Genomic DNA, 23,790 nt, shown 5'->3' on the forward strand with positions numbered 1-23,790 from the left:
TTATTTCACAATACGGGACATGATCTTCCATCATGAGAAATGGTGTTGTGCTACGCAAACCATGTATTTTTGCGGTCCAAAACATCTTTCCACATTGTGAAAAATGCGCAGAATGCGCTGCCTCCGCTAGCGGATGCGCGCGGCAAACAGCTCCGGTGAGGCAGGCTCCCCTTCCATATGCTCGACAAATTCCCGCACCATGGCGGCAAACCCCTGGGCGTCGGCCAGCGGCAGCCAATGGTGCGCGGGCACGGTGCGGCGCCAGAGTTGCGTGGTCCAGCGGTGCAGGTCTTCGGTCAGCGCCGGCTTCACATACCGGTCATGCAACGGCACGATCACCTGCACCGGCGCATGGGCATGACGCTGGCGCGGGGCACGCAGCACGGGCAGGAAGTTGGCGCGGTACAAGCGCACGCCGTGGCAGCCGTCGGCAGTTTGTGTGGGACTGGGCGCCGTGCGCAGGTCCTCGGTCAGGCGCAGGTAGTGCGGCCACGCACGGCCCAGCCACAGCCGCCAGGTCAGTTCAGGCAGCCACGGCAGGTGGAAGGCGCCGATATACCAGGATGCCGCCAGCTGCCTCAATGTCTTGCCCAACGCAGCCAGCGACCGCTGCCCGCGTAGTTCGCGCAGGCCGATTGCCGCGTGGTCCAGGCATGGGCCGGAGCAGGAGGTAAATGAGGCGATGCGCCCTTGCAGGCGTGCATCGGTGACGAACTCCCAGCTCTGGATCGAACCCCAGTCGTGGCCCACCAGGTGCACCGGGCGCTGCGGCGAGACCTCATCGATGACTGCGATGAAGTCATCGGCAAGCTTCTGCAGCCTGTAAGCGTCTGTCGCACGCGGCGTGGTTGAGCGCCCTGCCCCGCGCACGTCATAGGCCACCACATGGAAGCGCCCCGCCAACTGCGCCGCCACGCCGTGCCAGACCTCGCTGCTGTCGGGATAGCCGTGCACCAGGACGATGGTGGGCCGCCCTGGCCCGGGCTCACCCCAACTGGTGGCGGACAGCCGCACGTCGCCGGCGTGGATAAAGAACTGCTGGGGGAAGACCTGCGGCTGCAGGGATTGCGGAGCGTTCATGGCCGTCGATTCCATTGGTCGATGTCATCGACGGCCATGCTACGCAAAAGCAAACGGCGCCGCGAATCGGCGCCGTTTGTTTGAAACGAGCCGGGGCTCAGGCCTCGGCCGTATCGCGTGCGCGGCGATAGGCCACCCAGTCGCCGCTGACGATGCGCGGCAGCGTGGCCACGGCCGACTCGGCCACTGGATAGAGCAGGCAGGCAACCGGCTGCCCATCCTGCAACACGGCCCGTTCCTCGCGCACGAACAGCGTGGCCTGGCCGGGATAAACCTCTTCGATCTCGTCGAGCACTGGCAACAGCGCGTCGGCAATCTCGTAGAGATCGCCCACGACCGGCCCGCCACCGGCGTCCAGCACCAGGCCGGGATAGGTGCCGAAGTCATAGAGCCTGCCGGCCACCGTACCCGTGCCCAGCAGCGTGGGCGCGGCAATGCCGTGGCGCTGGGCGGCGGCGTTCAGGTCGTTGACCTCGCCGGCACGCAGCGTGCCGTAGACAAAGACGCGCGGCATGCTCAGTTCCCCAGCTTTTCGTCCGAGACCAGCACGCCGTCGGCGTCGACGTAGATCCAGTTGCCCGGGCGCACCACGGCGCCGGGCATCTGCACCGCGACGTCGCTTTCGCCGACGTTGCGCTTCTGGCTTTTCTGCGGATGCACGGCCAGCGCGCGGATGCCGATGTCGCACACGTCCAGCTCGGCGGTATCGCGGATGCAGCCGTTGACGACGATGCCGACCCAGCCGTTCTTCTCGGCCAGCAGGCCAAGGTTGCCACCCACCAGCGCGCAGCGCAGCGAGCCGCCGCCGTCGATCACCAGCACGCGGCCCTGCCCCGGCGCTTCCAGCGCGGCGCGCACCAGCGAGTTGTCTTCGAACACCTTGAGCGTGGCCGCGGGGCCGGCAAAGGCGCCCTGCTTGCCGAAGACTCGGAACACCGGCGCCATCACGCGCAGGGTGCCGTCGGCAAGGCGGTCTTCATGCGCGTCGCACAGGTCGGTGGTGACGGGCTTCATCGATGGTCTCCTGATAGGTAAGAAAGAATCCGCTCGGGCCGCACCGGCTCATGGCTTCTGACTGGCCAGCGCCTGCGCGCGGATCGCGCTCAGCGTGGTGCGCGGCGTGATCACATCCGGGTCCACCTGGATCTCGATCAGCGTCGAGACCGGCGCGGCCAATGCCTCGCGCAATGCCGGGGCAAAGGCTTCGGTCGTGGTTACGGTTGCGCCGCGCGCACCATATGCGCGTGCCAGCGCGGCAAAGTCGGGGTTGTGCAGCTCGGTGCCCGAGACATGGGTCGGGTATTCGCGTTCCTGGTGCATCCGGATGGTGCCGTACATGCCGTTATTGACGACGATGAAGATCACCGGCGCCTGGTATTGCATCGACGTAGCGAGTTCCTGGCCATTCATCAGGAAGCAGCCATCGCCGGCCAGCGCCACCACGGTGCGCTGTGGGAACGCGATCTTGGCACCGACCGCCGCCGGCACGCCATAGCCCATCGCGCCACTGGTCGGGGCCAGCTGGCCGCGGCCGCCGCTGGTGAACGGGCGATAGTGGAAATAGCGGTGCAGCCAGCCAGCGTAGTTGCCGGCGCCATTGGTCACGACCGCGTCGGCCGGCAGCAGCTGGTCCAGCGTGCGGATGACTTCGGCCATGTCGACGCCCTGACCCGTGAACGCGGGCGGCTGCAGGTAGCGTTCATAGTCGGCATGCGCGGCTGCAGTCCACGCCTGCCAGCGCGGCGCGGCGGCGGGCTGCAGACCGGCCAGGCGCGCGGCAATGGCCGGCATCGATGCCTGGATCATCAGGTCGGCCTGGTAGACGCTGCCCAGTTCCTCGGCGCCGGCGTGCACGTGGATCAGTTTTTGCGCGGGCCGCGGCGCGGCGATCAGCGCGTAGCCGCCGGTGGTCATCTCGCCCAGGCGCGGGCCAATGGCCAGCACCAGGTCGGCATTGCGGACGCGCTCGGCCAGCGCCGGGTTGATGCCGATGCCGACATCGCCGGCGTAGTTGGGATGGCGGTTGTCGAACAGGTCCTGGCCGCGGAAGGCGCAGCCCACCGGCAGCGCGAAGCGCTCGGCAAAGGCCTGCAGGTCGGCGCAGGCCTGCGGCGTCCAGCCGCTGCCGCCAGCCAGCACGAATGGGCGCTCGGCGGCGTTGAGCATCTCGGCCAGCCGCGCCAGGTCGGCCTCGCCAGGCCAGCTCATGACGCGCTGGTAGGCCTGCAGCTGCGGCACGGCGGCAGTCTGCGCCAGCATGTCCTCGGGCAGCGCCAGCACCACCGGGCCCGGACGGCCCGAGGTGGCGGTCTGGTAGGCGCGCGCAATGTATTCGGGGATGCGTTCGACCCGGTCGATTTGCGCCACCCACTTGGCCATCTGGCCGAACATGCGGCGATAGTCGATTTCCTGGAAGGCCTCGCGGTCCATGAAGTCGGTGCCGACCTGGCCGATGAAGAGGATCATCGGCGTCGAGTCCTGGAAGGCGGTGTGCACGCCGATGCTGGCATTGGTGGCGCCCGGCCCGCGCGTGCAGAAGGCCAGCCCGGGGCGGCCGGTCAGCTTGCCGTAGGCCTCGGCCATGACTGCGGCCCCGCCCTCCTGGCGGCAGATGATGAAGCGCAACTGGTCGCGGCGGCGGTGGAAGCCGTCCAGCACGGCCAGGTAGCTTTCGCCCGGCACGCCGAAGGCCAGCTCGGCGCCGTGCGCCAGCAGCGCATCGACCAGGATATGGCCGCCCGGCAGCGGGGTGCCGTGTTCGGAATCGTCAGGCTGGGTGGCATTGGCCGGCGTCATTGACATGAAAGCATCCTCAGGCAATCGAATTCGGAAGGCGGTGCTTGGGTGGCCCGGGCTAGGCGGCCTCCGCCTGGCCCGCCGCGCCGCGGCGCGAGCGGTTGCCGTTGCCCACCGTCACCGCGGTGAAGATCGACAGCAACTGGAAGCCGCCGATCATGAAAAACACCCAGGCCGGCAGCTTTGCATCCATTAGCGCACCGAAGAACAACGGGCCGCACGCCAGGCCGATATCCAGGCCCGAGTAGACCACGCCATAGACACGCCCGGTGGCACCGGCGGGGGCGGCCGCGCGCACCAGCAGGTCGCGCGACGGCCCGGCAGTTCCGGCGCCAAAGCCGATCACGCCCATCAGCACCGGCACCAGCAGTGCCGGCACCAGGTCCAGCCCGACCAGCACCGCCATCAGCCCCGACACCGTGAAGCTCACCGCGATCAACCGGTCATGGTTGCTGGTGCGGCTGGCGGCAAAGCCGCCGACGATCATGCCGCCGGCGCTGCACAGCATGTAGATGGTGTAGGACGCGGTCGCCAGCGTGAACGGCATGCCGTACAGGTAGGTCAGCGCGGTCGGGGCAAAGCTCTGGATGCCGGCGGCGGAGAACGTGGTCAGCAGGAAGAAGGCCCAGCACACCCACACCTGCGGCAGGCGCAGGAAGCCCAGCACGCTTCCGCCCGCCGCAGCCTTGGCCGCGGGCCGGCCCACGGCGCCCTGCACTTCGCGCGGGTCCAGCACATGGCGCAGCGCCACCAGCACGGCCAGCACGATAAAGGCCACCGCCGAGGCCGCCGCCAGTGCCACGCGCCAGCTGGCCAGGTTGGCAATCGCCACCAGGAACAGCGGCGCCGCCGCCCAGCCCAGGTTGCCGGAAATGCCGTGCACCGAGAACGCGTGGCCCAGCCGGGGTTGCGACACATGCTTGTTTAGCAGCGTGAAGTCGGCCGGGTGGAACACGCCATTGCCCAGCCCCGCCACGGCCGCACCGAACAGCAGCGCGGCGTAGCCGGAACTGGTCGACAGCAGCAAGGCCGCGGCGCCCAGGAAGGCCAGCCCGGCAAACAGCACCGGCCGCGCGCCGAAGCGGTCGACCACAAAGCCTGACGCGGTCTGCACCACCGCCGATACCGCGAAGAACACCGTCATCAGCAGGCCCAGCTCGGCATAGCTCAGGCCGAATTCCGCCTTGATCCATGGGAACAGCGGGGCCAGCAACAGGTGGTAGAAGTGGGAGACCCCGTGGGCCAGGCCGACCAGCCCGATCACCTGGGCATCATGACGAAGGGGATTGCGCGTGGGATCGAGTGCGGCAGTGGACATGGCGCTGGTGGCAGGGGCTATGCGGCAGGACGGAAGGCGGCAGCCCAAAAAAATACGGGCCGAAGCCCGCATCATAGAGGAAAACCCCTGCCCTCTGCAGCCAGGTGGCGGCCACGCTGCCCGCCGACCGCGCTTACATCTGCTTGAACAGGTGCGCGTACTGGCGCGCCACCGGCAGCAGTTCAGGACGGTCGCGCAGCCGCAGCGACAGCCGTCCCAGCGACTGGTTGACCGCGCTGGCCACGCAGGTGATGTTGACCACCGTGCCGCGATGCACCTGCCAGAAGCGCTCCGGGTCCAGCTGCTGGGTCAGCTCGCGCAGGCTGGTGCGGATCAGCGCTTCGCCGGCGCCGGAAACCACGTTGACGTACTTGTCGGTGGCCTCCAGGTAGATGACTTCGTCCACGGGGATGATGCGCACCTCCTGCCCCACCAGCGCCTTGATAAAGCGCAGGTACTGCCGCTGCGGCGCACCGCCCGGGCCCGGGGTGGCGTGCTCCAGCGATTCCAGGCGCGCCAGCAACTGGCCGAGCCGGTCCGTCTCCGCGATCGAGGCTTCGGACTCGGTGTCTTCATCGTCAGCGGGACCGGCCAACCGGTCCTTCAGGCGCTGCACCGTGGCCTCCAGCCGTTCGCGCTGCACCGGCTTGAGCACATAGTCCACCGCGGCGCGCTCGAATGCCTCCAGCGCGAACTGGTCGTAAGCGGTCACGAAGACCACCAGCGGCGGGGTGTCGAATTCGATCAATTCGCGCGCCACGTCCATGCCGCTCATGCCCGGCATGCGGATATCCAGGAAGGCCACGCGCGGCTGGTGCTCGCGCGCCGCCGCCAGCGCGGCCACGCCATCGTGGACCACGGAAACGATACGGGCCTCGGGCCACAGCGACGTCAGTTCGGATTCCAGCACGCGCGCCAGCAGCGCTTCGTCATCGGCGATCAGAAGGGTCGGGGTCATGGGGGCGTTGGGGTGGTAGATGGGTCCTGGCGTTGTCAGCGGCACCGCCACGGGCGGTGCCAGCCGTTCTTCTTGTCAGGCGTGCTGGCAGGCGGGCGCTCAGAGCCGTTGCATGGCCGGGGTCGATACTGGCATGCCCTCCGGCACGCTGGTGACTGTCTGGGTCAGGGTGGGCGCTTCGGCCGGGCGCTCCAGCGGCAGCGTCAGCCGCACCACCACGCCGCGCGGGGTGTTCTCTTCCATCTGCATGGAGGCCGCCGCGCCAAAGATGCGCGCCAGCCGCTCGCGCACATGGGTGATGCCCAGGCCCGAGCCCTTGCCCGAGGCATGGCCGAAGCCGACGCCGGTATCGGCGATGACGACCTGCACCGCATTGTCGCCGGCCGCGCGCGCCGACAACTGGATATGGCCGCCGATCATGCAGGGCTCGATGCCGTGCGTGACCGCGTTTTCCACCAGCGGCTGGATCAGCATGGGCGGGATCTCTACCTTCGCCAGTTCCCGCGGCAGGTCAATGTCGAACGAGAGCCGCTGGCCGAAGCGCATACCCTGGATGTCCAGGTAGCTGCGCAGCAGCTCGAACTCCTGCCGCAGCGTGCATTGCTCGGCGCGGGTATGTGCCAGCGACATGCGCAGGAAACCGATCAGGCGCTGCAGCAGCTGGCGCGCGGCGGGCGGGTCGGTGGCGATCAACCCGTCGAGGTTGGCCAGCGAGTTGAACAGGAAATGCGGCTCGATCTGCGCCTGCAGCGCCATCAGCTGTGCGCGCACCAGTTGCTTTTCAGCTTCCTCGCGCTGCAGGGCGTCCAGCGCGGCTTGACGCTCCAGCGAGGCCAGCTTCTCGCGCGACCAGTAGAAATAGATCATCGAGGCCGCGGCCAGCATGCCCACCACCAGGCACATGCGCAGCATGCCGCCGGCTTCGTCCGCCGATTTGGGCGGCAGGTCCAGCACCACGCGCGTGGCCCAACTGCCGAACACCACGCCTGCGGGCACCGCGGCGGCGGCCAGCAGCAGGAAGGGCCAGCGGCGCGGCCGGTCGTTCCACCAGATCACCACGCGCGGAATGTCGATCAGCACCCAGATCGACAGGCCGATCAGCTGGCTGTAGACAAAGTTGTGCCACAGGCTGCCGCCGGTCTGGAAGCCGTAGTTCAGGCTGATGGCGATCACCGAGTTCATGCACAGCACGAACAGCAGGTCGCGCCCGAGGATATTGAGCCGGGAGGGGATGGCGGTGGCGACGTTGGAGAAGCAGCGGTCCATGGCGGTCATGTTAGCGCGGACTGAGCCTGGCGCAATGCGGGAATGTGATGAGGCGGGCAGCGCGGGCCACCTCAGCCACCCTGCCCGGCACGCCGGCCGGCCAGCGCGCGCCACCATTGCCCGGACAGCACATAGCGGGGGAATGTGATCCACTGCTCGGCCAGGATGCGGCCCGCGATGTCCGCCGGCCCGGCAAAGGGTTCCGGTGCATGGGCTTCCAGCCGGTGTCCGCGGCCCTGCAGCGCCATCGACATACCCATGCACACCAGCCCCAGCGCCACCGCTGGCAGGCTCAGGTGCAGCAGGCCGTAGAGGCCCAGCACGGTGCCGGCCATGAACATCGGCACGGCCACGATATGCAGCAGCAGGTTGCGGGGATGCTGGTGGTTGCGGGCATAGCCGCGCCACTGCCAGCGCAGCAGCGGTTCGTCTTCGCGCATGATCGTCTCTCTCTCCCTTGCCCGGCCTTTGCAGACCGGCGGCCGCGCGCAAGCTTTGTTGCGCTGCGGTACACGTGCGACGCTCGCCGGACGGCAAGCCGCGGGCACGTGCAAGGAATGTACCCCTCACCCGGGCACGAAGAAAGTCTCTTGCGACGAACGGCGGGCACGGGGCGCGAACGGCACCGTGCCGGAGCGGATGGCGCAGGCCGGCGGCGCTCGGGTGCCCCCTGCGCCGCCTGGCCGCCACCCGCGGTCAGGCCGGAATCAGGCCGCCAGGGCTTGGCGCTCTTGCTCTGAGAGCGCGCTGCTGACGGTGTCGGGCGACAGGTGCGGCGCGAACATGTTGATAAAGGCGTGCGCATAGCCGCGCAGGTAAGCGCCCCGCCGCACCGCCACGCTGGTGGTGTTGGGCGCGAACAGGTGGTCGGCCGAGATCCGCACCAGGCCGGAATCCTTGCGCTCGTCATAGGCCATCGAGGCAATGATGCCCACGCCCAGGTCCAGTTCGGCGTAGGTCTTGATCACGTCGGCGTCCAGCGCGGTCAGCACGATCTCCGGCTGCAGGCCGGCCTCGGCAAAGGCGCTGTCGATCTTGCGGCGGCCGGTGAAGCCGGCGTCGTAGGTGATGAGCTGGAAGCCGGCCACGTCTTCGAGCGTCGGCTCGGGCAGGCGCGTGAGCGGATGGCCGGGCGAGACCACCAGCACGTGCCGCCAGCTGTAGGCCTCGAACGAGGTCAGCCCGGCCTCGGTGGCCAGGGCCTCGGTGGCGATGCCGATATCGGCCTGCCCCGTCAGCAGCAGCTCAACGATATGCGTGGGAGACGCCTCCTGCAGTGCCAGCGTCACATGCGGGTATTCGCGGCGGAATGCCTGCACCACGCGCGGCAGTGCATAGCGCGCCTGGGTGTGGGTGGTGGCAACGGTCAGGCGGCCGGTATGGCGGCCGGCGTATTCGTCGCCGGCCTGGCGCAGGTTCTCGGCCTCAAGCAGCAGGCGTTCGACGATGCGCACGATCTCGCGCCCCGGCTCGGTCAGCCCGGTCAGGCGCTTGCCGTAGCGCTCGAAGATCTCCACGCCCAGTTCTTCTTCCAGCTCGCGGATCTGGCGCGACACGCCGGGCTGCGAGGTGTAGAGCGCATTGGCGACTTCGGTCAGGTTGAACTGGCGGCGCACCGCCTCGCGGATCGATCGGAGTTGCTGGAAGTTCATGTCGTCGCCTTTTCTTGTTGGGTGGACGTGGTACGCGGTTGCGTGAACACACGCAGCTGGCGCGGGCGCACCGCGAGCAGTTCGCCTTCGCGGAAGCCCGCGTGGCGGAAGCGCTCAAGCGGAAGCGCGACTTCGATCACGTCCTGATTGTCTTCGCGTTCGAGCTCAAGCTGCGCGACTGGGCCCAGCGTCAGCGCGCGGCGCAGCGTCACGGCGATGCCGTCGGCGCCGGGCGCGTAGCGCTCCAGGTCCAGGTCATGCGGGCGCACATAGGCCACCGCGTCGCCGGCGGTCTCATGGCCGCTGCCGACCACCGGCAGCACCGCTTCGCCGGTATGCAGCAGGCCGCCGCTCTCGCCCACCTCCAGCCGGCCGTGGAACAGGTTCACGTTGCCGAGGAAGCCGAACACGAAGGGCGTGGCCGGATGGTTGTAGACCGCCTCGGGCGAGCCGTACTGCTCCACGTGGCCGCGGTTCATCAGCACCACCTGGTCGGCCACTTCCAGCGCCTCTTCCTGGTCATGGGTGACGAACACGCTGGTCACGTGCAGTTCATCGTGCAGGCGGCGCAGCCAGCGGCGCAGCTCCTTGCGCACCTTGGCGTCAAGCGCGCCGAAGGGTTCATCCAGCAGCAGCACGCGCGGCTCCACCGCCAGCGCGCGGGCCAGCGCGATACGCTGGCGCTGGCCGCCGGAGAGCTGCGACGGGTAGCGGTCGGCCAGCCAGTCGAGCTGCACCAACTCCAGCAGCGAACGCACCTTGTCGCGGATCTGCGCTTCGCTCGGGCGCTCGGCGCGCGGCTTGACGCGCAGGCCGAAGGCCACGTTCTCGAACACGCTCATATGCTTGAACAGCGCATAGTGCTGGAACACGAAGCCCACCTGGCGCTGGCGCACATGCTGGTCCGAGGCATCGCGCCCGGCCAGCACGATCTGGCCCGCGTCGGCGCGCTCCAGGCCGGCGATGATGCGCAGCAGCGTGGTCTTGCCGCAGCCGGACGGCCCCAGCAGCGCGGTCAGCTCGCCCTCGTCGAAATCGAGCGAGACGTTGTCCAGCGCGACAAAGTCGCCAAAGCGCTTCTCTACGTTCTTGACCTGGATGCTCATGATGCTTGTCCTTGCAAACTTGCCAGCGGCCGCTCGGGTGCAGCCTCTTCGGTTTCCTTGCGGGCGCGGAATTCCACCAGCGTCTTGATGCCGAGGGTGACCAGTGCCAGCAGTGTCAGCAGCGAGGCCACCGCAAAGGCCGCCGCGAAGTTGTACTCGTTGTAGAGGATCTCCACATGCAGCGGCATGGTGTTGGTCAGCCCGCGGATATGGCCCGACACCACCGACACCGCGCCGAACTCGCCCATCGCCCGTGCATTGCACAGGATCACGCCGTACAGCAGGCCCCAGCGGATATTGGGCAGCGTGATATGGCGGAAGGTCTGCCAGCCCGAGGCGCCCAGCACGATCGCGGCCTCTTCTTCTTCACTGCCCTGCGCCTGCATCAACGGGATCAGCTCGCGCGCAACAAAGGGGAAGGTCACGAAGATGGTCGCCAGCACGATGCCCGGCACCGCGAACATGATCTTGATGTCGTGCGCTTCCAGCCACGGCCCCAGCCAGCCCTGCGCGCCGAACAGCAGCACGTAGACCAGGCCGGAGATCACCGGCGACACCGAGAACGGCAGGTCGATCAGCGTGATCAGCAGGTTCTTGCCGCGGAAGTCGAACTTGGCAATGGCCCACGCCGCCGCCACGCCGAACACCACGTTCAGCGGCACCGCGATCGCCGCCACCGTCAGCGTGAGCTGGATCGCGGCGAGTGCGTCGGGTTCGATCAACGCTTCCCAGTAGGTCTGCACGCCCTTGCGCAAGGCTTCATAGAACACCGAGGCCAGCGGCACGAACAGGAACAGCGTGAGGAACAGCACTGCCACCGTGATCAGCGTGTAGCGCACCCACGGCGCTTCGCCAGTGGCGTCAAACCTGTGATGGGCCTGGGCGTTGGCTTGCCCGCCCAAGCGTCCCGCAACTGCGCCGGCCATGTCAGAACTCCTTGCCCGTGGCGGGCGCTTCGGGTGCCAGCGCGGCGCGCACACCGGATTGATGGCGGCGCGTCCAGGCCTGCAGCAGGTTGATCAGCAGCAGCAGACCGAAGGAAATCACCAGCATCACCACCGCCACCGCGGTGGCGCCGGCATAGTCGTATTGCTCCAGCTTGGAATAGATCATCAGCGGCGCGATCTCGGACACCATCGGCATGTTGCCGGAGATAAAGACCACCGAGCCGTACTCGCCGGTGGCGCGCGCGAACGACAGGGCAAACCCGGTCAGCAGCGCCGGCAGGATGGCGGGCAGGATCACGCGCTGGAAGGTCTGCAGGCGGTTGGCGCCCAGGCTCGCGGCCGCTTCTTCCAGCTCCTGCTCAACGTCCTCCAGCACCGGCTGCACCGTGCGCACCACGAACGGCAGGCCGATAAAGGTCAGCGCCACCACCACGCCCAGCGGCGTGAACGCGACCTTGATGCCGAGCGGCTCAAGATAGCGGCCAATCCAGCCATTGCCGGCGAACAGCGCCGTCAGCGCAATACCGGCCACCGCCGTGGGCAGCGCGAACGGCAGGTCCACCAGCGCGTCGATCAGGCGCTTGCCCGGGAAGCGGTAGCGCACCAGCACCCAGGCCACCACCAGCCCGAACACCGTATTGACGATGGCCGCCACCAGCGACGCGCCAAAGCTCAGCTGCAGCGACGCCACCACGCGCGGCGCCGTGACCGAGGTCCAGAACGCGTCCCACGTCATCGTGAACGTCTTCAGGAACGTGGCCGACAGCGGGATCAGGACAATCAGCGTCAGGTAGAACAGCGTGAAGCCGAGCGACAGGCCGAAGCCGGGCAGCACGGTAAAGCGCTGCCTGGACGGGTTGCGCGGCGCGCGCGTGGCGCTGGAGTCAGGGGCACGGGGAGCGGCTGGCGGCGGATTGTCCGCCAGGGAAATGGATGGAGGCATGTCGTCTCGTCTGTGAGCGGTGCGCCGCCGGACCCTGATGGCTGGTCCCGGCGGGCCGTTCTTTATGACGCCAGCGCATATTGCGCCGGCCTACGAGACAGATTCTGCAGAGTCGCCCTTATAAACAGAACGAATCTTTATGAATTTTCTTAGACGGTTTAGATATAAGGGACGGTAGACACAACCTCGATGCCAGACTCCCAGGCGGCGGATGACTCACTTATGGAGCCGGCATCGCCTGCCTGCGCGATGCGCTGGACCAGGGTATCGAGCAGCGCGAGGCCTTCAGGCCACTCACCCAGTGCGGAATCGGCATTGATGTGGCCCAGGCTGCCCGCATCGACCAGCTCACTGCCCCACAGCGTGCCCCAGCTGAAAGCGGTGCGCTGCGGCATCCAGGGATCGTTGCAGCTGGCTACCATGATGGTCGGGAACGGCAGCCGGTAGGCCGGCAGCAGCGCCGCCACGCCAAATTTGTCCGGATCGGCCGGCGCCACCAGCAATGCGCCGGCAATGCCGACCGGATCCAGCGCCGCCTGGCGCAGCGACGCCAGGCAGCCAAAGCTGTGCGCCACCAGCACCGCGCCGCGCGCGGCCACGCGCTGGGCGCGCATCACGCCTTCGGAGACACGCTCGGCCCACAGCGGCAGGCTGGGGCGCGACCAGTCGTGCTGCTCCACCCGCTGCCAGTCCGGGAAGCGCTGCTCCCAGCGGCTCTGCCAGTGTCCCGGGCCGCTGCCATGCAGCCCCGGCACGGTCAGCACCTGCAGGTGCCGCGGGATGTCCAGGCGCGTGCCATGAGCGCCGGAAAGCCGGTTCGCTTGCGTCATACCACCTCCTTGTCCAATGCATGCGCGGCGCTCGCCAGGCCTGCGCGCAGCCCTGCCGCACTGACCGGCGCGCCGGCGAAGGCGCCCTGCCCCAGGCCGATGCCCGCGGCCTGCAGGCGCTCGATGCTTTCGGCGTTCTGCAGGCGCCGCCCGATCAGCGTTACGCCGGCACTGGCCGCGCTGGCACGCAGGCCCGACAGCTGGCGGTCGGTCCAGGTGCGGCGCATGTCCAGCTTGAGCCAGTCCGGCAACGCGTGCGCCATCAGTGCACCGGCTTCCGCCGGATCCGACGCCTGCAGGCTTACCGCGAAACCGTTGCGCCGATAGTTGCCAACGACATGCAACAGCAGTGACAGGTCGTCATTGGCGCTGGCCGGCACCTGGATCACAAAGCGCTCCAGCGGCAGGCCCAGCGATTGCAATGCGCGCCGGAAGGCAGCGCCGTGGTCGTCGGTGACCGCGGCCAGCAGCCGGTTATGCACGTTCAGCACCAGCTTGTGCTCGCCCTCGGCGGCAAAGTAGTTGATGGCATGCAGCAGGCGCGAAAGCCGGTCCAGCGACACCAGGGTGTTGTCGTCGGCCGCCATCGCAAACAGCTTCCATGCCGCCAGGCCCACGCCGTCCTCTGCGTACGTGTGGATCGAACCCTCATGTGCCACCACCTGCCGGTCTGCCAGCGTCACCAGCGGCTCGAACGCGCTGGTCAGCGAGCAGTTGAAGAACTGGCCCTGCACCTGCCCGCGCGCGTCGCGCCACAATTGCCGGTCAGCCAGCGGCTGGCGCGGCAGCGATTCCAGATAACGTTGGAGCGCAGGCACTGCGCCCGCGGGTTCATGCACGCCTGGCATGGCATTCCTTCGGTTGACCGGGCCCCTCGGCCTCGTGGTCGGATTAGTGATGACGGGCGCTCCATGCGCCCTCTGTGCTGTCGCACCGCATCGGCCTGCCTGCTCATGATAGGAGGTCAGCGGGCGCGAGCGAATGAAGATTACGGCCTGTCGATATGCGCGGCGCACATTGCCGCAGGTGGCACGCTCAAGTTGCCCAGCTCACGTTCAGCTGCGCGGTCGTGGCGCCAGGTTCGGCATGCGCACCGGCATGCGACGGTACCTGCCCCTGCGCCTGCGGCGCTTGCCGCATCACCCGCTGCAGCACCTTCGCCTCCAGTCGCGCAAAGCCAGCCGCGCCGCGTTCGCGCGGGCGCGCCAGCGCCACGCGCTCATCCATGGCGATGCGGCCCTCCTCGATCAGCACGATGCGGTCGGCCAGCGCCACCGCTTCGGACACGTCGTGCGTGACCAGCAGCGCCGTGAAGCCAAGGCGGCGCCACAGCGACTCAATCAGCCCCTGCATCTCGATGCGCGTGAGCGCATCCAGCGCGCCCAGCGGCTCGTCCAGCAGCAACAGCTGCGGGTGGTGGACCAGCGCACGCGCCAGGGCCACGCGCTGGCGCTGGCCACCGGACAGCCGTGCGGGCCAGGCCTGCGCGCGGTCGGCCAGGCCCACCTGCGCCAGCACATTGGCGGCTTCACTGCGGCGTGCGCGCGGCAGGCCCAGCGCGACGTTGTCCAGCACGCGCTTCCACGGCAGCAGCCTTGCGTCCTGGAACATCACGCGCACGTCGGCGTGCCGCGCGCGGCCTTTCGCCGCGGATTCACCGTCGACGGTGATGCTTCCGCCATCGGCCGCTTCCAGCCCCGCCACCAGCCGCAGCAGCGTGCTCTTGCCGCAGCCGCTGCGCCCGACGATCGCCAGGAACTCGCCCGGCGCCACGTCCAGCGCCACGTTGTGCAGCACTTCGCGGCCGTCATAGCGCTTGACCACCTGGCGCACGTGCAACGCCACACCACCCGCCGTGCGCGGCACCTCGGCCACCGGACGGGCCGCCTCGCGGCGCGCCAGGCCGGCTTCCAGTTCGGCCAAAGCCGCTTGTTCCACCGGATACATCTGCATCTCGATCTCCTTGCTTGATTGGGGCGACGGGCCGCTCAGGCCGCGGCGTAGCCCGGATGCCAGCGCAGCCAGTAGCGCTCAAGCCCGCGCGACAACCAGTCGGCCAGCTTGCCCAGCAGCGCATAGAGCAGGATGCCCACCAGCACCACGTCGGTTTGCAAGAACTCACGCGCGTTCATGGTCATGTAGCCGATGCCCGATTGCGCGGAGATGGTCTCCGCCACGATCAGCACCACCCACATCAACCCCAGCGCGAAACGCACGCCCACCAGGATGCCCGGCAGCGCGCCGGGCAGGATGACCTCGCGGTACAGCTGCCAGCCAGACAGGCCGTAGCTGCGTGCCATCTCCACCAGTCCCGTATCGACCGAGCGGATGCCGTGATACGTGTTCAGGTAGACCGGGAAGAACACGCCCAGCGACACCAGGAACAGCTTGGCAGTCTCGTCGATGCCGAACCACAGGATCACCAGCGGAATCAGCGCCAGCGCCGGGATATTGCGCACCATCTGCAGCGTGCTGTCGAGCAGCGTGGCCGCGGTGCGGAAGGTGCCGGTCAGCAGCCCCAGCAGCAGGCCCAGCCCGCCGCCGATGGCAAACCCCACCAGCGCGCGCCAGGTGCTGACCCCTACGTGCTTCCACAGCTCGCCCGAGCGCGCCAGTTCCCAGGCAGCCTGCACCACGGCCAGCGGGGCCGGCAGCACGCGGCTGGAGAGCCAGCCGTTCTGCGAGGCCAGCTGCCAGACCACGATCAGCAGCACCGGCACGATCCACGGAGCCAGCGCGCGCGCCAGTGCCTGAGGTGCCTGACGCGGCGGCTGCGATAGAGGAGCGTTCATGGTTGCCCTCCCCTCAACTCTGCGCGGCGCGCGGCACGATGCCTGTCGCCATGACTTCACCGAACGGACCCGACAGCACCTTGCCCGGCAGCTTGTCGCGCACCGAGCGCGGCAGCAGCGGGAACACCAGTTCGGCAAAGCGGTAGGCCTCTTCCAGGTGCGGGTAGCCGGACAGCACGAAGGTGTCGATGCCCAGCTCGGCGTATTCGCGCATGCGCTCGGCCACGGTGTGCGGATCGCCCACCAGCGCGGTGCCGGCACCGCCGCGCACCAGGCCAACGCCAGCCCACAGGTTGGGGCTGATCTCCAGCGCCTCGCGCGTGCGGCGCGCGCCGCCCGCGTGCAGCGCGGCCATGCGGCGCTGCCCTTCGGAATCCATCTTGGCGAACACGGCTTGCGCACGCGCCACGGTCTCGTCATCGAGCCGGCTGATCAGATCATCGGCCGCAGCCCAGGCGGCGGCTTCGGTCTCGCGCACGATCACATGCAGGCGGATGCCGAACTTCACCGTGCGGCCATGGCGCGCGGCCTGGCGGCGTACGTCGTCGAGCTTCTGCGCCACGTCAGCGGGTGGCTCGCCCCAGGTCAGGTAGGTATCGACCTGCTCGCCGGCCAGCGCATGCGCCGGCGCCGACGAACCGCCGAAGTACACCGGCGGATGCGGCTGCTGCAGCGGCGGATAGAGGACGGTGGCACCTTTCACGCTCAGGTGCTTGCCCTCGTAGTCCACCTTGTCCCCGTCATGGCTGGCCGCCAGCACCTGGCGCCAGATGCGCAGGAACTCGGCCGAGGCCTCGTAGCGCGCGGTGTGGTCCAGGAACAGGCCGTCGCCTTCCAGCTCGGCGGTATCGCCGCCGGTGACCAGGTTGATCAGCAGCCGGCCGTTGGAGATGCGGTCGAAGGTTGCCGCCATCCGTGCGGCCAGCGTCGGCGCCATCAGGCCGGGGCGCACCGCGACCAGGAATTTCAGGCGCTGCGTGACGGCCGCCAGCGCCGATGCCGCCACCCATGGGTCTTCGCACGAGCGCCCGGTCGGGATCAGCACGCCTTCGTAGCCCAGCGTATCGGCGGCCACGGCAACCTGCTTCAGGTAATCGAAGCTAACCTCGCGCGCGCCTTCCGAAGTGCCGAGGTAGCGGCTGTCGCCGTGGGTGGGGATGAACCAGAATACCTGCATGTCGTTGTCCTTTTTGTTCCTGGCGATGGAGGTGGCTATCGCTTCGCCTGCTGCTGCGGCACGTCCCAGCGCGCATCGGCCACCTTGACCGGCTTGGGGATCAGCTTGAGCGAGTGGAAGGCGTCGGCGATGCGTTGCTGCTCGGCCATTACCTCGGCGCTGACCGGGCGTGCGCCGTAGGAGAAGCGCGAGACGGCAAGCTCAAGCACGTCGGCCGGCAGCCCGGTTTCGCCGGTCAGCACCGTGGTGGCCTCCTTGGGGTTCTTTTGCGCCCAGGTGCCCAGCGTGGCCAGTTCGTCCAGGATCAGGCTGACGATCTCCGGCTTTGCTTGTGCATAGGGGCGCGAGGCCAGGTAGAACTGGTGGTTGCTGACCACGTTCTTGCCATCCGCGCCGCGGCCATCGGCGAGCACGCGCGCGCCCAGTTGCTTCTCGGCTGCGGCGAGGAACGGGTCCCAGATCACCCAGGCATCGACCGCCCCGCGCTCGAAGGCGGCACGCGCATCCGCCGGCGGCAGGTAGACCGGCTGGATCTCGCTGTACGGGATGCCGGCCTTCTCCAGCTGGCGCACCAGCAGGTAATGCACGTTCGAGCCCTTGTTCAGCGCCACGCGCTTGCCGCGCAGTTCCGCCACCGAACGGAGCGCCGAGCCCTTGGGCACGACGATGGCCTCGGCCACCGGCGCCGGCGGCTCATTGCCGACGTAGACCAGCTGCGCCCCCGCGGCCTGCGCAAAGATCGGCGGCGCCTCGCCGACGGTGCCGAAATCGACGGCACCGACGTTCAGCCCCTCAAGCAGTTGCGGCCCGGCGGGGAACTCGGTCCATTTGACGGTGATGCCTTGCGGCGCCAGGCGTTTTTCCAGCGAGCCGCGCGCCTTCAGCAGCGTCAGCGTGCCGTATTTCTGGTAACCGATGCGCAGCACCTTGGGGTCGATGTTCTTCGACTGCGCTTCGGCGCGGCCGGGCAATAGTCCGTAGGCCAGGCCGGTGGCAAGCACCAGCGCGGCGGTAATCAGGCGGCGGCGCTGGCTGGCCGCGCGCAACGGGTTGGTCAGTGTCATGCGATGTCCTCCATGGCCCGGGGCAATGCCCTGCTGGCCGGATTGATGTCCAGGATGGTGGCGGCAGCACGCATCCCTGCCGGCCCCGCGTGGCGGGTGGCATGGCGTCGCTGCCGTCGCGCCGGGCAGGCCGGCGCCACTTCAGTCAATCAGTCAGTTCAGGCGGAACATCGCTCGGCCACCGCGATCGCGGCGGCGCGTTGGACCAGGGCGCCGGGCACCACATCGAGCGGCACCTCGATGCGCGAATGCGCCAGCGCATCGCGCACGCGCAGCACGCCCTCGTCCAGGCGTGCCGACAGCGCGGCATCGAAGCGCGCCTGGCGCACGCCGGCGGCTTCAAAGGATTCGATCTGCTGGTCCACGGCAAAGATGCCGGGCAGGATCTGGCGCGAGCCCAGCGCGGACAGCACCGGGCGCAGCGCGTAGTCGATCGCCAGCGCATGGGCCAGGCTGCCGCCGGTGGCGATCGGCAGCACGATCTTGTCGCGCAGGCCGGTCTGCGGCAGCAGGTCCAGGAAGGCCTTGAGCAGGCCGCTGTAGGCGGCCTTGTAGACCGGCGTGGCCAGTACCACCACCTGCGCCTCGGACACGGCATGCGTGGCGGCGGCGATGACGGGGTCGTCCACGCGTGCCGCCAGCAGCGGGCCTGCGGGCAGGTCGCGCAGGTCGAGGTGGCGGGTGCGTTCGCCGGCAGCCTCAAGCGTGGCACGCAGGTGCGCCAGCACTAAGCCGGAGCGGGACTGGACCGACGGGCTGCCGGAGAGCGTCAGGATGGACATCGGGCTTCCTTATTCTGATGGACCGGTCGGCGCCGCGGCCGCCCCACGCGGCCCGGCGCGCCGGCCTCGTGGTTTATTTCTTGCCGGGCTGGTAGATCTGGTCGAACGTGCCGCCATCGGCAAAGTGGGTCTTCTGGGCTTTCTGCCATCCGCCGAAGGCTTCATCGATGGTGAACAGCTTCACCTTCGGGAAGTTGGCCGCGTACTTGGCCGCCACCTTCTCCGAGATCGGGCGGTAGTAGTTCTTCGCCGCGATCTCCTGGCCTTCTTCGGTGTACAGGAACTGCAGGTAGGCCTCGGCCGCCTTGCGCGTGCCCTTCTTGTCGACCACCTTGTCGACCACGGCCACCGGCGGCTCGGCCAGGATCGACACCGACGGCGCGACGATATCGAACTTGTCCGGGCCCAGTTCCTTGATGGCCAGGATGGCTTCGTTCTCCCACGCGATCAGCACATCGCCCAGGCCGCGCTCGACAAAGGTGGTGGTGGCGCCGCGCGCGCCGGAATCCAGCACCGGCACATGCTTGAGCAACTCGCCGACAAACTCGCGCGCCTTGACGTCATTGCCGCCCGGCTGGCGCTGCGCATAGCCCCACGCCGCCAGGTAGTTCCAACGCGCGCCGCCGCTGGTCTTGGGGTTGGGCGTGATCACCTGCACGCCCGGCTTGACCAGGTCGCCCCAGTCCTTGATGCCCTTGGGGTTGCCCTTGCGCACCAGGAACACGATGGTCGAGGTGTACGGCGAGGCGTTGTGCGGCAGGCGCTTCTGCCAGTCCGGCTTGATCAGGCCCTTGTCCGCGATGGCGTCGATGTCATAGCCCAGCGCCAGCGTGACCACGTCGGCGTCCAGCCCGTCGATCACCGAGCGCGCCTGCTTGCCCGAGCCGCCGTGCGACTGGCGCACGGTCACGGCGTCGCCGCCTTGCGCCTTCCAGGCCTTGGCAAAGGCGGCATTGACGTCGACATACAGCTCGCGCGTCGGATCGTAGGAAACGTTCAGCAGGTTGGCGGCCGCTGCGGTCTGCGCCGCGCTCAGGGCGCCAAGTACGGCCAGGCTGATGGCCAGTTTGCGGATCATCTTGTATTGCTCCCGTCAGTGTCGTGAATGGGCGCGAGGCGCCTCTTGCCTTGCCCGCCTTGGGTGGCGGACTTGTGTCAGGAGCAAGACTACCGAGGGGCCTATCTGAACGGAACGAATGGTTTCGCCGATGCTTCGCTGTTTTTTGCATAAGATCGGACGGAAATATGGGCATGCCTGCGGGCGCAGGCGCGGCGGGCGCAGGTGGCGCACGCAGGTGGCGCAATCGGCACGCACAAAAGAAAACGCCCGCACCGGCAAGCCGGTGCGGGCGAAGTTTCCATTCTGGAAACGGGTAGACAAGTCATGAAGAGCGCCCCCGCATCTCCATGACAGGACGAATCTTATCGGGCAGGCCGCTGGCGCGGCTTGACCAATATCAAGTGCGTGGCGATCCGGTCAGCCGCCGGACTGCCGGCTCAGCAGGTCGGCCATCTCGTCGGCATGCTCCTCTTCGACGGCGAGGATGCCCTCCATCATCCGGCGCGAGGTCGGGTCGCGCTCGCCCAGGAACCGGATGATTTCCCGGTAGCTGTCAATGGCGATACGCTCGGCAACCAGGTCTTCCTTGATCATTTCGGTCAGCGAGGTGCCCGCCACATATTCCGCGTGCGATCGGCTGGTGAGGCCGTCCGGGGCAAAGTCGGGCTCGCCGCCCAGCTGGACGATGCGCTCGGCAATCTGGTCAGCATGACCTTGTTCCTCGTTGGAATGGGCCAGGAATTCATCCGCCACGCTTTTCGAGTTCGGACCCTTGGCCATGTAGTAGTGTCGGCGATAGCGCAGCACGCAGACGATTTCGGTGGCCAGCGCAGCGTTGAGCAGCTTCAGCACGGTATCGCGATCCGCGGCATAGCCCGCGGTCACGGCGCCATCATCGATGTGCTTGCGGGCGCGCTCGCGCAATGTCTTGACGTCTGAGAGGAAAGGCTTGTCGGTCATTGAAGGGCTCCTTGGGGATGCGGCTGCGTCAGCGCAGCGCCTTGTAGGGAAACTCAACCCTTGTGCAACGCGAGAAGTGTGCCACTCGGCGGATAGCGCGGAACGGCGCGTCTGGCGACGACCCGTGGCATCGTGGCGTGAAAAAATTGCACGGGGCGGGACCGCCTTACACGCAATGCGCGATGGCAAGACAAAAAAAAACCCCTGCGTGGTATCGCAGGGGCCTGGCTATGATCGACTGCTTGTGTGCTCCGGCAGTCTATCGAGCCATGGGTAGCCTTAGTCCAGCTTCCGCCCGAACGTGAACTCGCCATCGACATAATCCACCGGCACCACATCCTTGGCGGCGAACTTGCCCTCCAGGATGGCCCGTGCCACCGGGTTCTCGATCTGCTGCTGGATCGCACGCTTGAGCGGGCGCGCGCCAAACACCGGGTCGTAGCCCGCGCTGGCGATCTTCTCCAGCGCCGTCTCGCTCACCTCCAGCGTCATATCCATGCGGGCCAGGCGGGCCTGCAGGCGATGCAGCTGGATGCGTGCGATCGACTCGATATGCTTCTGGTCCAGCGCGTGGAACACCACGACTTCATCGATCCGGTTCAGGAACTCCGGCCGGAAATGCGTGCGCACTTCCTGCCAGACCGCGCCCTTGATCGCTTCCTGCGGCTCGCCGGTCATCGACTGGATGATCTGCGACCCGAGGTTGGACGTCATCACGATCACCGTGTTCTTGAAGTCCACCGTGCGGCCCTGGCCATCGGTCAGGCGGCCGTCGTCCAGCACCTGCAGCAGCACGTTGAAGACGTCCGGGTGGGCCTTTTCGACTTCATCGAGCAGCACCACGCTGTACGGCTTGCGGCGCACGGCCTCGGTCAGGTAGCCGCCTTCCTCGTAGCCCACGTATCCCGGCGGCGCGCCGATCAGGCGGCTGACGCTGTGCTTCTCCATGAACTCGCTCATGTCGATGCGGATCAGGTGCTCTTCCGAATCGAACATGAACTCGGCCAGGGCCTTGCACAACTCGGTCTTGCCTACACCGGTCGGGCCCAGGAACAGGAACGAGCCATAGGGCCGGTTCTCGTCCGCCAGGCCGGCACGCGAACGGCGGATGGCGTCGGACACCAGCCGCACGGCTTCGTCCTGGCCCACCACGCGCGCATGCAGGCGGTCTTCCATCTTCAGCAGCTTCTCGCGCTCGCCCTGCATCATCTTCGATACCGGGATGCCGGTCGCGCGGCTCACCACTTCGGCGATTTCCTCGGCGCCCACCTGGGTGCGCAGCAGCTTGTTGGGCTGCTTCTGCTCGCTGGCCTCGGCGTCGGTCGCGGCCTTGAGCTTGCCTTCCAGGCCCGGCAGCTTGCCGTATTGCAGCTCGGCCACCTTGTCCAGCTTGCCTTCGCGCTGCAGCTTGGCGATCTCCAGCTTGACCTTCTCGATCTCTTCCTTGAGCGCGGCCGTGCCCTGCGCGGCGCCCTTCTCGGCCTTCCAGATCTCGTCCAGGTCGGCGTACTCCTTCTCCAGGCGCGCGATTTCCTGCTCGATCAGCTCCAGGCGCTTCATCGACGCCTCATCGGTCTCTTTCTTGACCGCCTCGCGCTCGATCTTCAGCTGGATGGTGCGGCGCTCGAGCTTGTCCATCGACTCCGGCTTGGAATCGATTTCCATCTTGATGCGCGCGGCCGCCTCGTCGATCAGGTCGATCGCCTTGTCGGGCAGGAAGCGGTCAGTGATATAGCGATGCGACAGCTCCGCCGCGGCGACGATGGCCGGGTCGGTGATCTCCACGCCGTGGTGCAGCTCATACTTTTCCTGCAGCCCGCGCAGGATGGCAATGGTGGCCTCAACGCTCGGCTCATCCACTAGCACTTTCTGGAAGCGGCGCTCCAGCGCGGCGTCCTTCTCGATGTACTTGCGGTACTCGTCCAGCGTGGTGGCGCCGATGCAATGCAGCTCGCCGCGCGCGAGCGCGGGCTTGAGCATGTTGCCCGCGTCGATCGCGCCCTCGGCCTTGCCGGCGCCGACCATGGTGTGGATCTCGTCGATGAAGACGATGGTCTGGCCCTCGTCCTTGGCGACGTCGTTCAGCACCGCCTTCAGACGTTCCTCGAACTCGCCGCGGTACTTGGCGCCGGCCAGCAGGCCGGCCATGTCCAGCACCAGCACGCGCTTGTTCTTCAGGCTCTCGGGCACTTCGCCGTTGACGATACGCTGCGCCAGGCCTTCGACGATCGCGGTCTTGCCCACGCCCGGCTCGCCGATCAGCACCGGGTTGTTCTTGGTGCGGCGCTGCAGGATCTGGATCGCGCGGCGGATCTCGTCGTCACGGCCGATCACGGGGTCGAGCTTGCCGATGCGGGCGCGCTCGGTCAGGTCGATGGTGTACTTCTTCAGTGCCTCGCGCTGGCCCTCGGCCTCTGCGCTGTTGACCGAATCGCCGCCGCGCACGGCCTGGATGGCCGACTCGAGCGACTTGCGGTTCAAGCCGTTTTCACGCGCGATGCGGCCGGCGTCGCCCTTGTCGTCGGCGACGGCCAGCAGGAACAGCTCGCTGGCGATGAACTGGTCGCCGCGCTTGATGGCTTCCTTCTCAGTGGCGTTGAGCAGGTTCACCAGGTCGCGGCCGATCTGGACCTCGCTGGTGCCCTGCACTTGCGGCAGGCGCTTGATGGCGGCGTCTAGCGCGCTCTGCAGGCCCTGCACGTTGACGCCGGCGCGCGCCAGCAGCGCCTTGGCGGCGCCGTCGTCCTGCGCCAGCAGCGCGCGCAGCAGGTGCTGCGGTTCGATGTATTGGTTGTCGTTGCCCAGTGCCAGGCTTTGCGCATCAGCCAGCGCTTCCTGGAACCGGGTGGTCAGCTTGTCAAGACGCATAAGGATTCCCTCTCTCGGATAAGGTCGTGTCCTGATGCGGGGGCCTCGGCGCCGGTCTTCGTTGCCGGAGCGCCCGTATGCCCTGCCGGACACTGGATGTCTTTCCGAAAGATAAGGCTTTGTCGCGACATTTCAAGGCCGCGCCGGTACGCAATGACCCCGATCCGCCGCTATGTCGGCAACCCCGGCTC

22 protein-coding genes are annotated in these 23,790 nt (G+C 67.7%); all 22 read right to left on the reverse strand.

The features are described from left to right. Positions 1 to 126: 126 nt before the first annotated feature. Entirely contained in the window at positions 127 to 1,080 is a 954-nt protein-coding gene (locus AC3WL8_RS25725) for an alpha/beta fold hydrolase (RefSeq protein ID WP_228772356.1), read from the reverse strand. Positions 1,081 to 1,177: 97 nt separating this feature from the next. Next, a complete protein-coding gene (locus AC3WL8_RS25730; RefSeq protein ID WP_013957094.1) occupies positions 1,178 to 1,594 on the reverse strand; it encodes a gamma-glutamylcyclotransferase family protein in 417 nt (138 codons plus the stop codon). Positions 1,595 to 1,596: 2 nt separating this feature from the next. Further along, on the reverse strand, positions 1,597 to 2,094 hold the full coding sequence (gene rraA / locus AC3WL8_RS25735) for a ribonuclease E activity regulator RraA (RefSeq protein WP_211979837.1): 498 nt from the start codon (positions 2,092 to 2,094) through the stop codon (positions 1,597 to 1,599). Positions 2,095 to 2,142: 48 nt separating this feature from the next. Further along, positions 2,143 to 3,882 (reverse strand): thiamine pyrophosphate-binding protein, encoded by a 1,740-nt coding sequence (locus AC3WL8_RS25740; protein ID WP_013957096.1) that lies wholly within the window; start codon positions 3,880 to 3,882, stop codon positions 2,143 to 2,145. Between the two features lie 52 nt (positions 3,883 to 3,934). After that, positions 3,935 to 5,194, reverse strand: a complete 1,260-nt coding sequence (locus AC3WL8_RS25745) for an MFS transporter (RefSeq protein ID WP_041227981.1) — start codon at positions 5,192 to 5,194, stop codon at positions 3,935 to 3,937. A gap of 133 nt (positions 5,195 to 5,327) precedes the next feature. After that, entirely contained in the window at positions 5,328 to 6,152 is an 825-nt protein-coding gene (locus tag AC3WL8_RS25750) for a LytR/AlgR family response regulator transcription factor (protein WP_013957098.1), read from the reverse strand. Positions 6,153 to 6,251: 99 nt separating this feature from the next. After that, positions 6,252 to 7,427, reverse strand: a complete 1,176-nt coding sequence (locus AC3WL8_RS25755) for a sensor histidine kinase (RefSeq protein WP_492379080.1) — start codon at positions 7,425 to 7,427, stop codon at positions 6,252 to 6,254. Positions 7,428 to 7,489: 62 nt separating this feature from the next. After that, positions 7,490 to 7,858, reverse strand: coding sequence for a DUF962 domain-containing protein (locus AC3WL8_RS25760; RefSeq protein WP_153953593.1), 369 nt, complete (start codon positions 7,856 to 7,858; stop codon positions 7,490 to 7,492). A gap of 267 nt (positions 7,859 to 8,125) precedes the next feature. Then, positions 8,126 to 9,070, reverse strand: coding sequence for a CysB family HTH-type transcriptional regulator (locus AC3WL8_RS25765; protein ID WP_013957101.1), 945 nt, complete (start codon positions 9,068 to 9,070; stop codon positions 8,126 to 8,128). After that, positions 9,067 to 10,176: a sulfate/molybdate ABC transporter ATP-binding protein gene (locus AC3WL8_RS25770; protein ID WP_013957102.1), complete on the reverse strand. Its 1,110-nt coding sequence runs from the start codon at positions 10,174 to 10,176 to the stop codon at positions 9,067 to 9,069. Before AC3WL8_RS25770 ends, AC3WL8_RS25765 begins: the two co-directional genes overlap by 4 nt. Further along, entirely contained in the window at positions 10,173 to 11,102 is a 930-nt protein-coding gene (gene cysW / locus AC3WL8_RS25775; protein ID WP_013957103.1) for a sulfate ABC transporter permease subunit CysW, read from the reverse strand. The genes AC3WL8_RS25770 and cysW overlap by 4 nt, the downstream gene beginning before the upstream one ends. Position 11,103: 1 nt before the next feature. Continuing rightward, positions 11,104 to 12,066, reverse strand: coding sequence for a sulfate ABC transporter permease subunit CysT (cysT, locus tag AC3WL8_RS25780; RefSeq protein WP_211979838.1), 963 nt, complete (start codon positions 12,064 to 12,066; stop codon positions 11,104 to 11,106). A gap of 158 nt (positions 12,067 to 12,224) precedes the next feature. Further along, positions 12,225 to 12,896 (reverse strand): RBBP9/YdeN family alpha/beta hydrolase, encoded by a 672-nt coding sequence (locus AC3WL8_RS25785; protein ID WP_211979839.1) that lies wholly within the window; start codon positions 12,894 to 12,896, stop codon positions 12,225 to 12,227. Next, a complete protein-coding gene (locus AC3WL8_RS25790) occupies positions 12,893 to 13,744 on the reverse strand; it encodes an EAL domain-containing protein (RefSeq protein ID WP_013957106.1) in 852 nt (283 codons plus the stop codon). Before AC3WL8_RS25790 ends, AC3WL8_RS25785 begins: the two co-directional genes overlap by 4 nt. 187 nt (positions 13,745 to 13,931) lie before the next feature. After that, on the reverse strand, positions 13,932 to 14,849 hold the full coding sequence (locus AC3WL8_RS25795) for an ATP-binding cassette domain-containing protein (RefSeq protein ID WP_211979840.1): 918 nt from the start codon (positions 14,847 to 14,849) through the stop codon (positions 13,932 to 13,934). A gap of 35 nt (positions 14,850 to 14,884) precedes the next feature. After that, positions 14,885 to 15,688: an aliphatic sulfonate ABC transporter permease SsuC gene (gene ssuC, locus AC3WL8_RS25800; RefSeq protein WP_153953598.1), complete on the reverse strand. Its 804-nt coding sequence runs from the start codon at positions 15,686 to 15,688 to the stop codon at positions 14,885 to 14,887. 13 nt (positions 15,689 to 15,701) lie between these two features. Then, positions 15,702 to 16,865: an FMNH2-dependent alkanesulfonate monooxygenase gene (ssuD, locus tag AC3WL8_RS25805; protein WP_011615572.1), complete on the reverse strand. Its 1,164-nt coding sequence runs from the start codon at positions 16,863 to 16,865 to the stop codon at positions 15,702 to 15,704. Between the two features lie 35 nt (positions 16,866 to 16,900). Continuing rightward, positions 16,901 to 17,929, reverse strand: a complete 1,029-nt coding sequence (locus tag AC3WL8_RS25810; protein WP_211979841.1) for a sulfonate ABC transporter substrate-binding protein — start codon at positions 17,927 to 17,929, stop codon at positions 16,901 to 16,903. A 158-nt stretch (positions 17,930 to 18,087) separates the two neighbouring features. Beyond that, positions 18,088 to 18,711, reverse strand: coding sequence for an NADPH-dependent FMN reductase (ssuE, locus tag AC3WL8_RS25815; protein WP_211979842.1), 624 nt, complete (start codon positions 18,709 to 18,711; stop codon positions 18,088 to 18,090). A gap of 73 nt (positions 18,712 to 18,784) precedes the next feature. Further along, positions 18,785 to 19,789: a sulfate ABC transporter substrate-binding protein gene (locus AC3WL8_RS25820; protein ID WP_013957111.1), complete on the reverse strand. Its 1,005-nt coding sequence runs from the start codon at positions 19,787 to 19,789 to the stop codon at positions 18,785 to 18,787. A 399-nt stretch (positions 19,790 to 20,188) separates the two neighbouring features. After that, positions 20,189 to 20,731 carry a ferritin-like domain-containing protein gene (locus AC3WL8_RS25825; RefSeq protein WP_013957112.1) on the reverse strand — a complete coding sequence of 181 codons (543 nt, stop codon included), beginning with the start codon at positions 20,729 to 20,731 and terminating at the stop codon, positions 20,189 to 20,191. 279 nt (positions 20,732 to 21,010) lie between these two features. After that, on the reverse strand, positions 21,011 to 23,599 hold the full coding sequence (gene clpB, locus AC3WL8_RS25830; protein WP_211979843.1) for an ATP-dependent chaperone ClpB: 2,589 nt from the start codon (positions 23,597 to 23,599) through the stop codon (positions 21,011 to 21,013). Positions 23,600 to 23,790: the final 191 nt, after the last annotated feature.

This window comes from Cupriavidus sp. FW305-F7 (genome assembly GCF_058782875.1).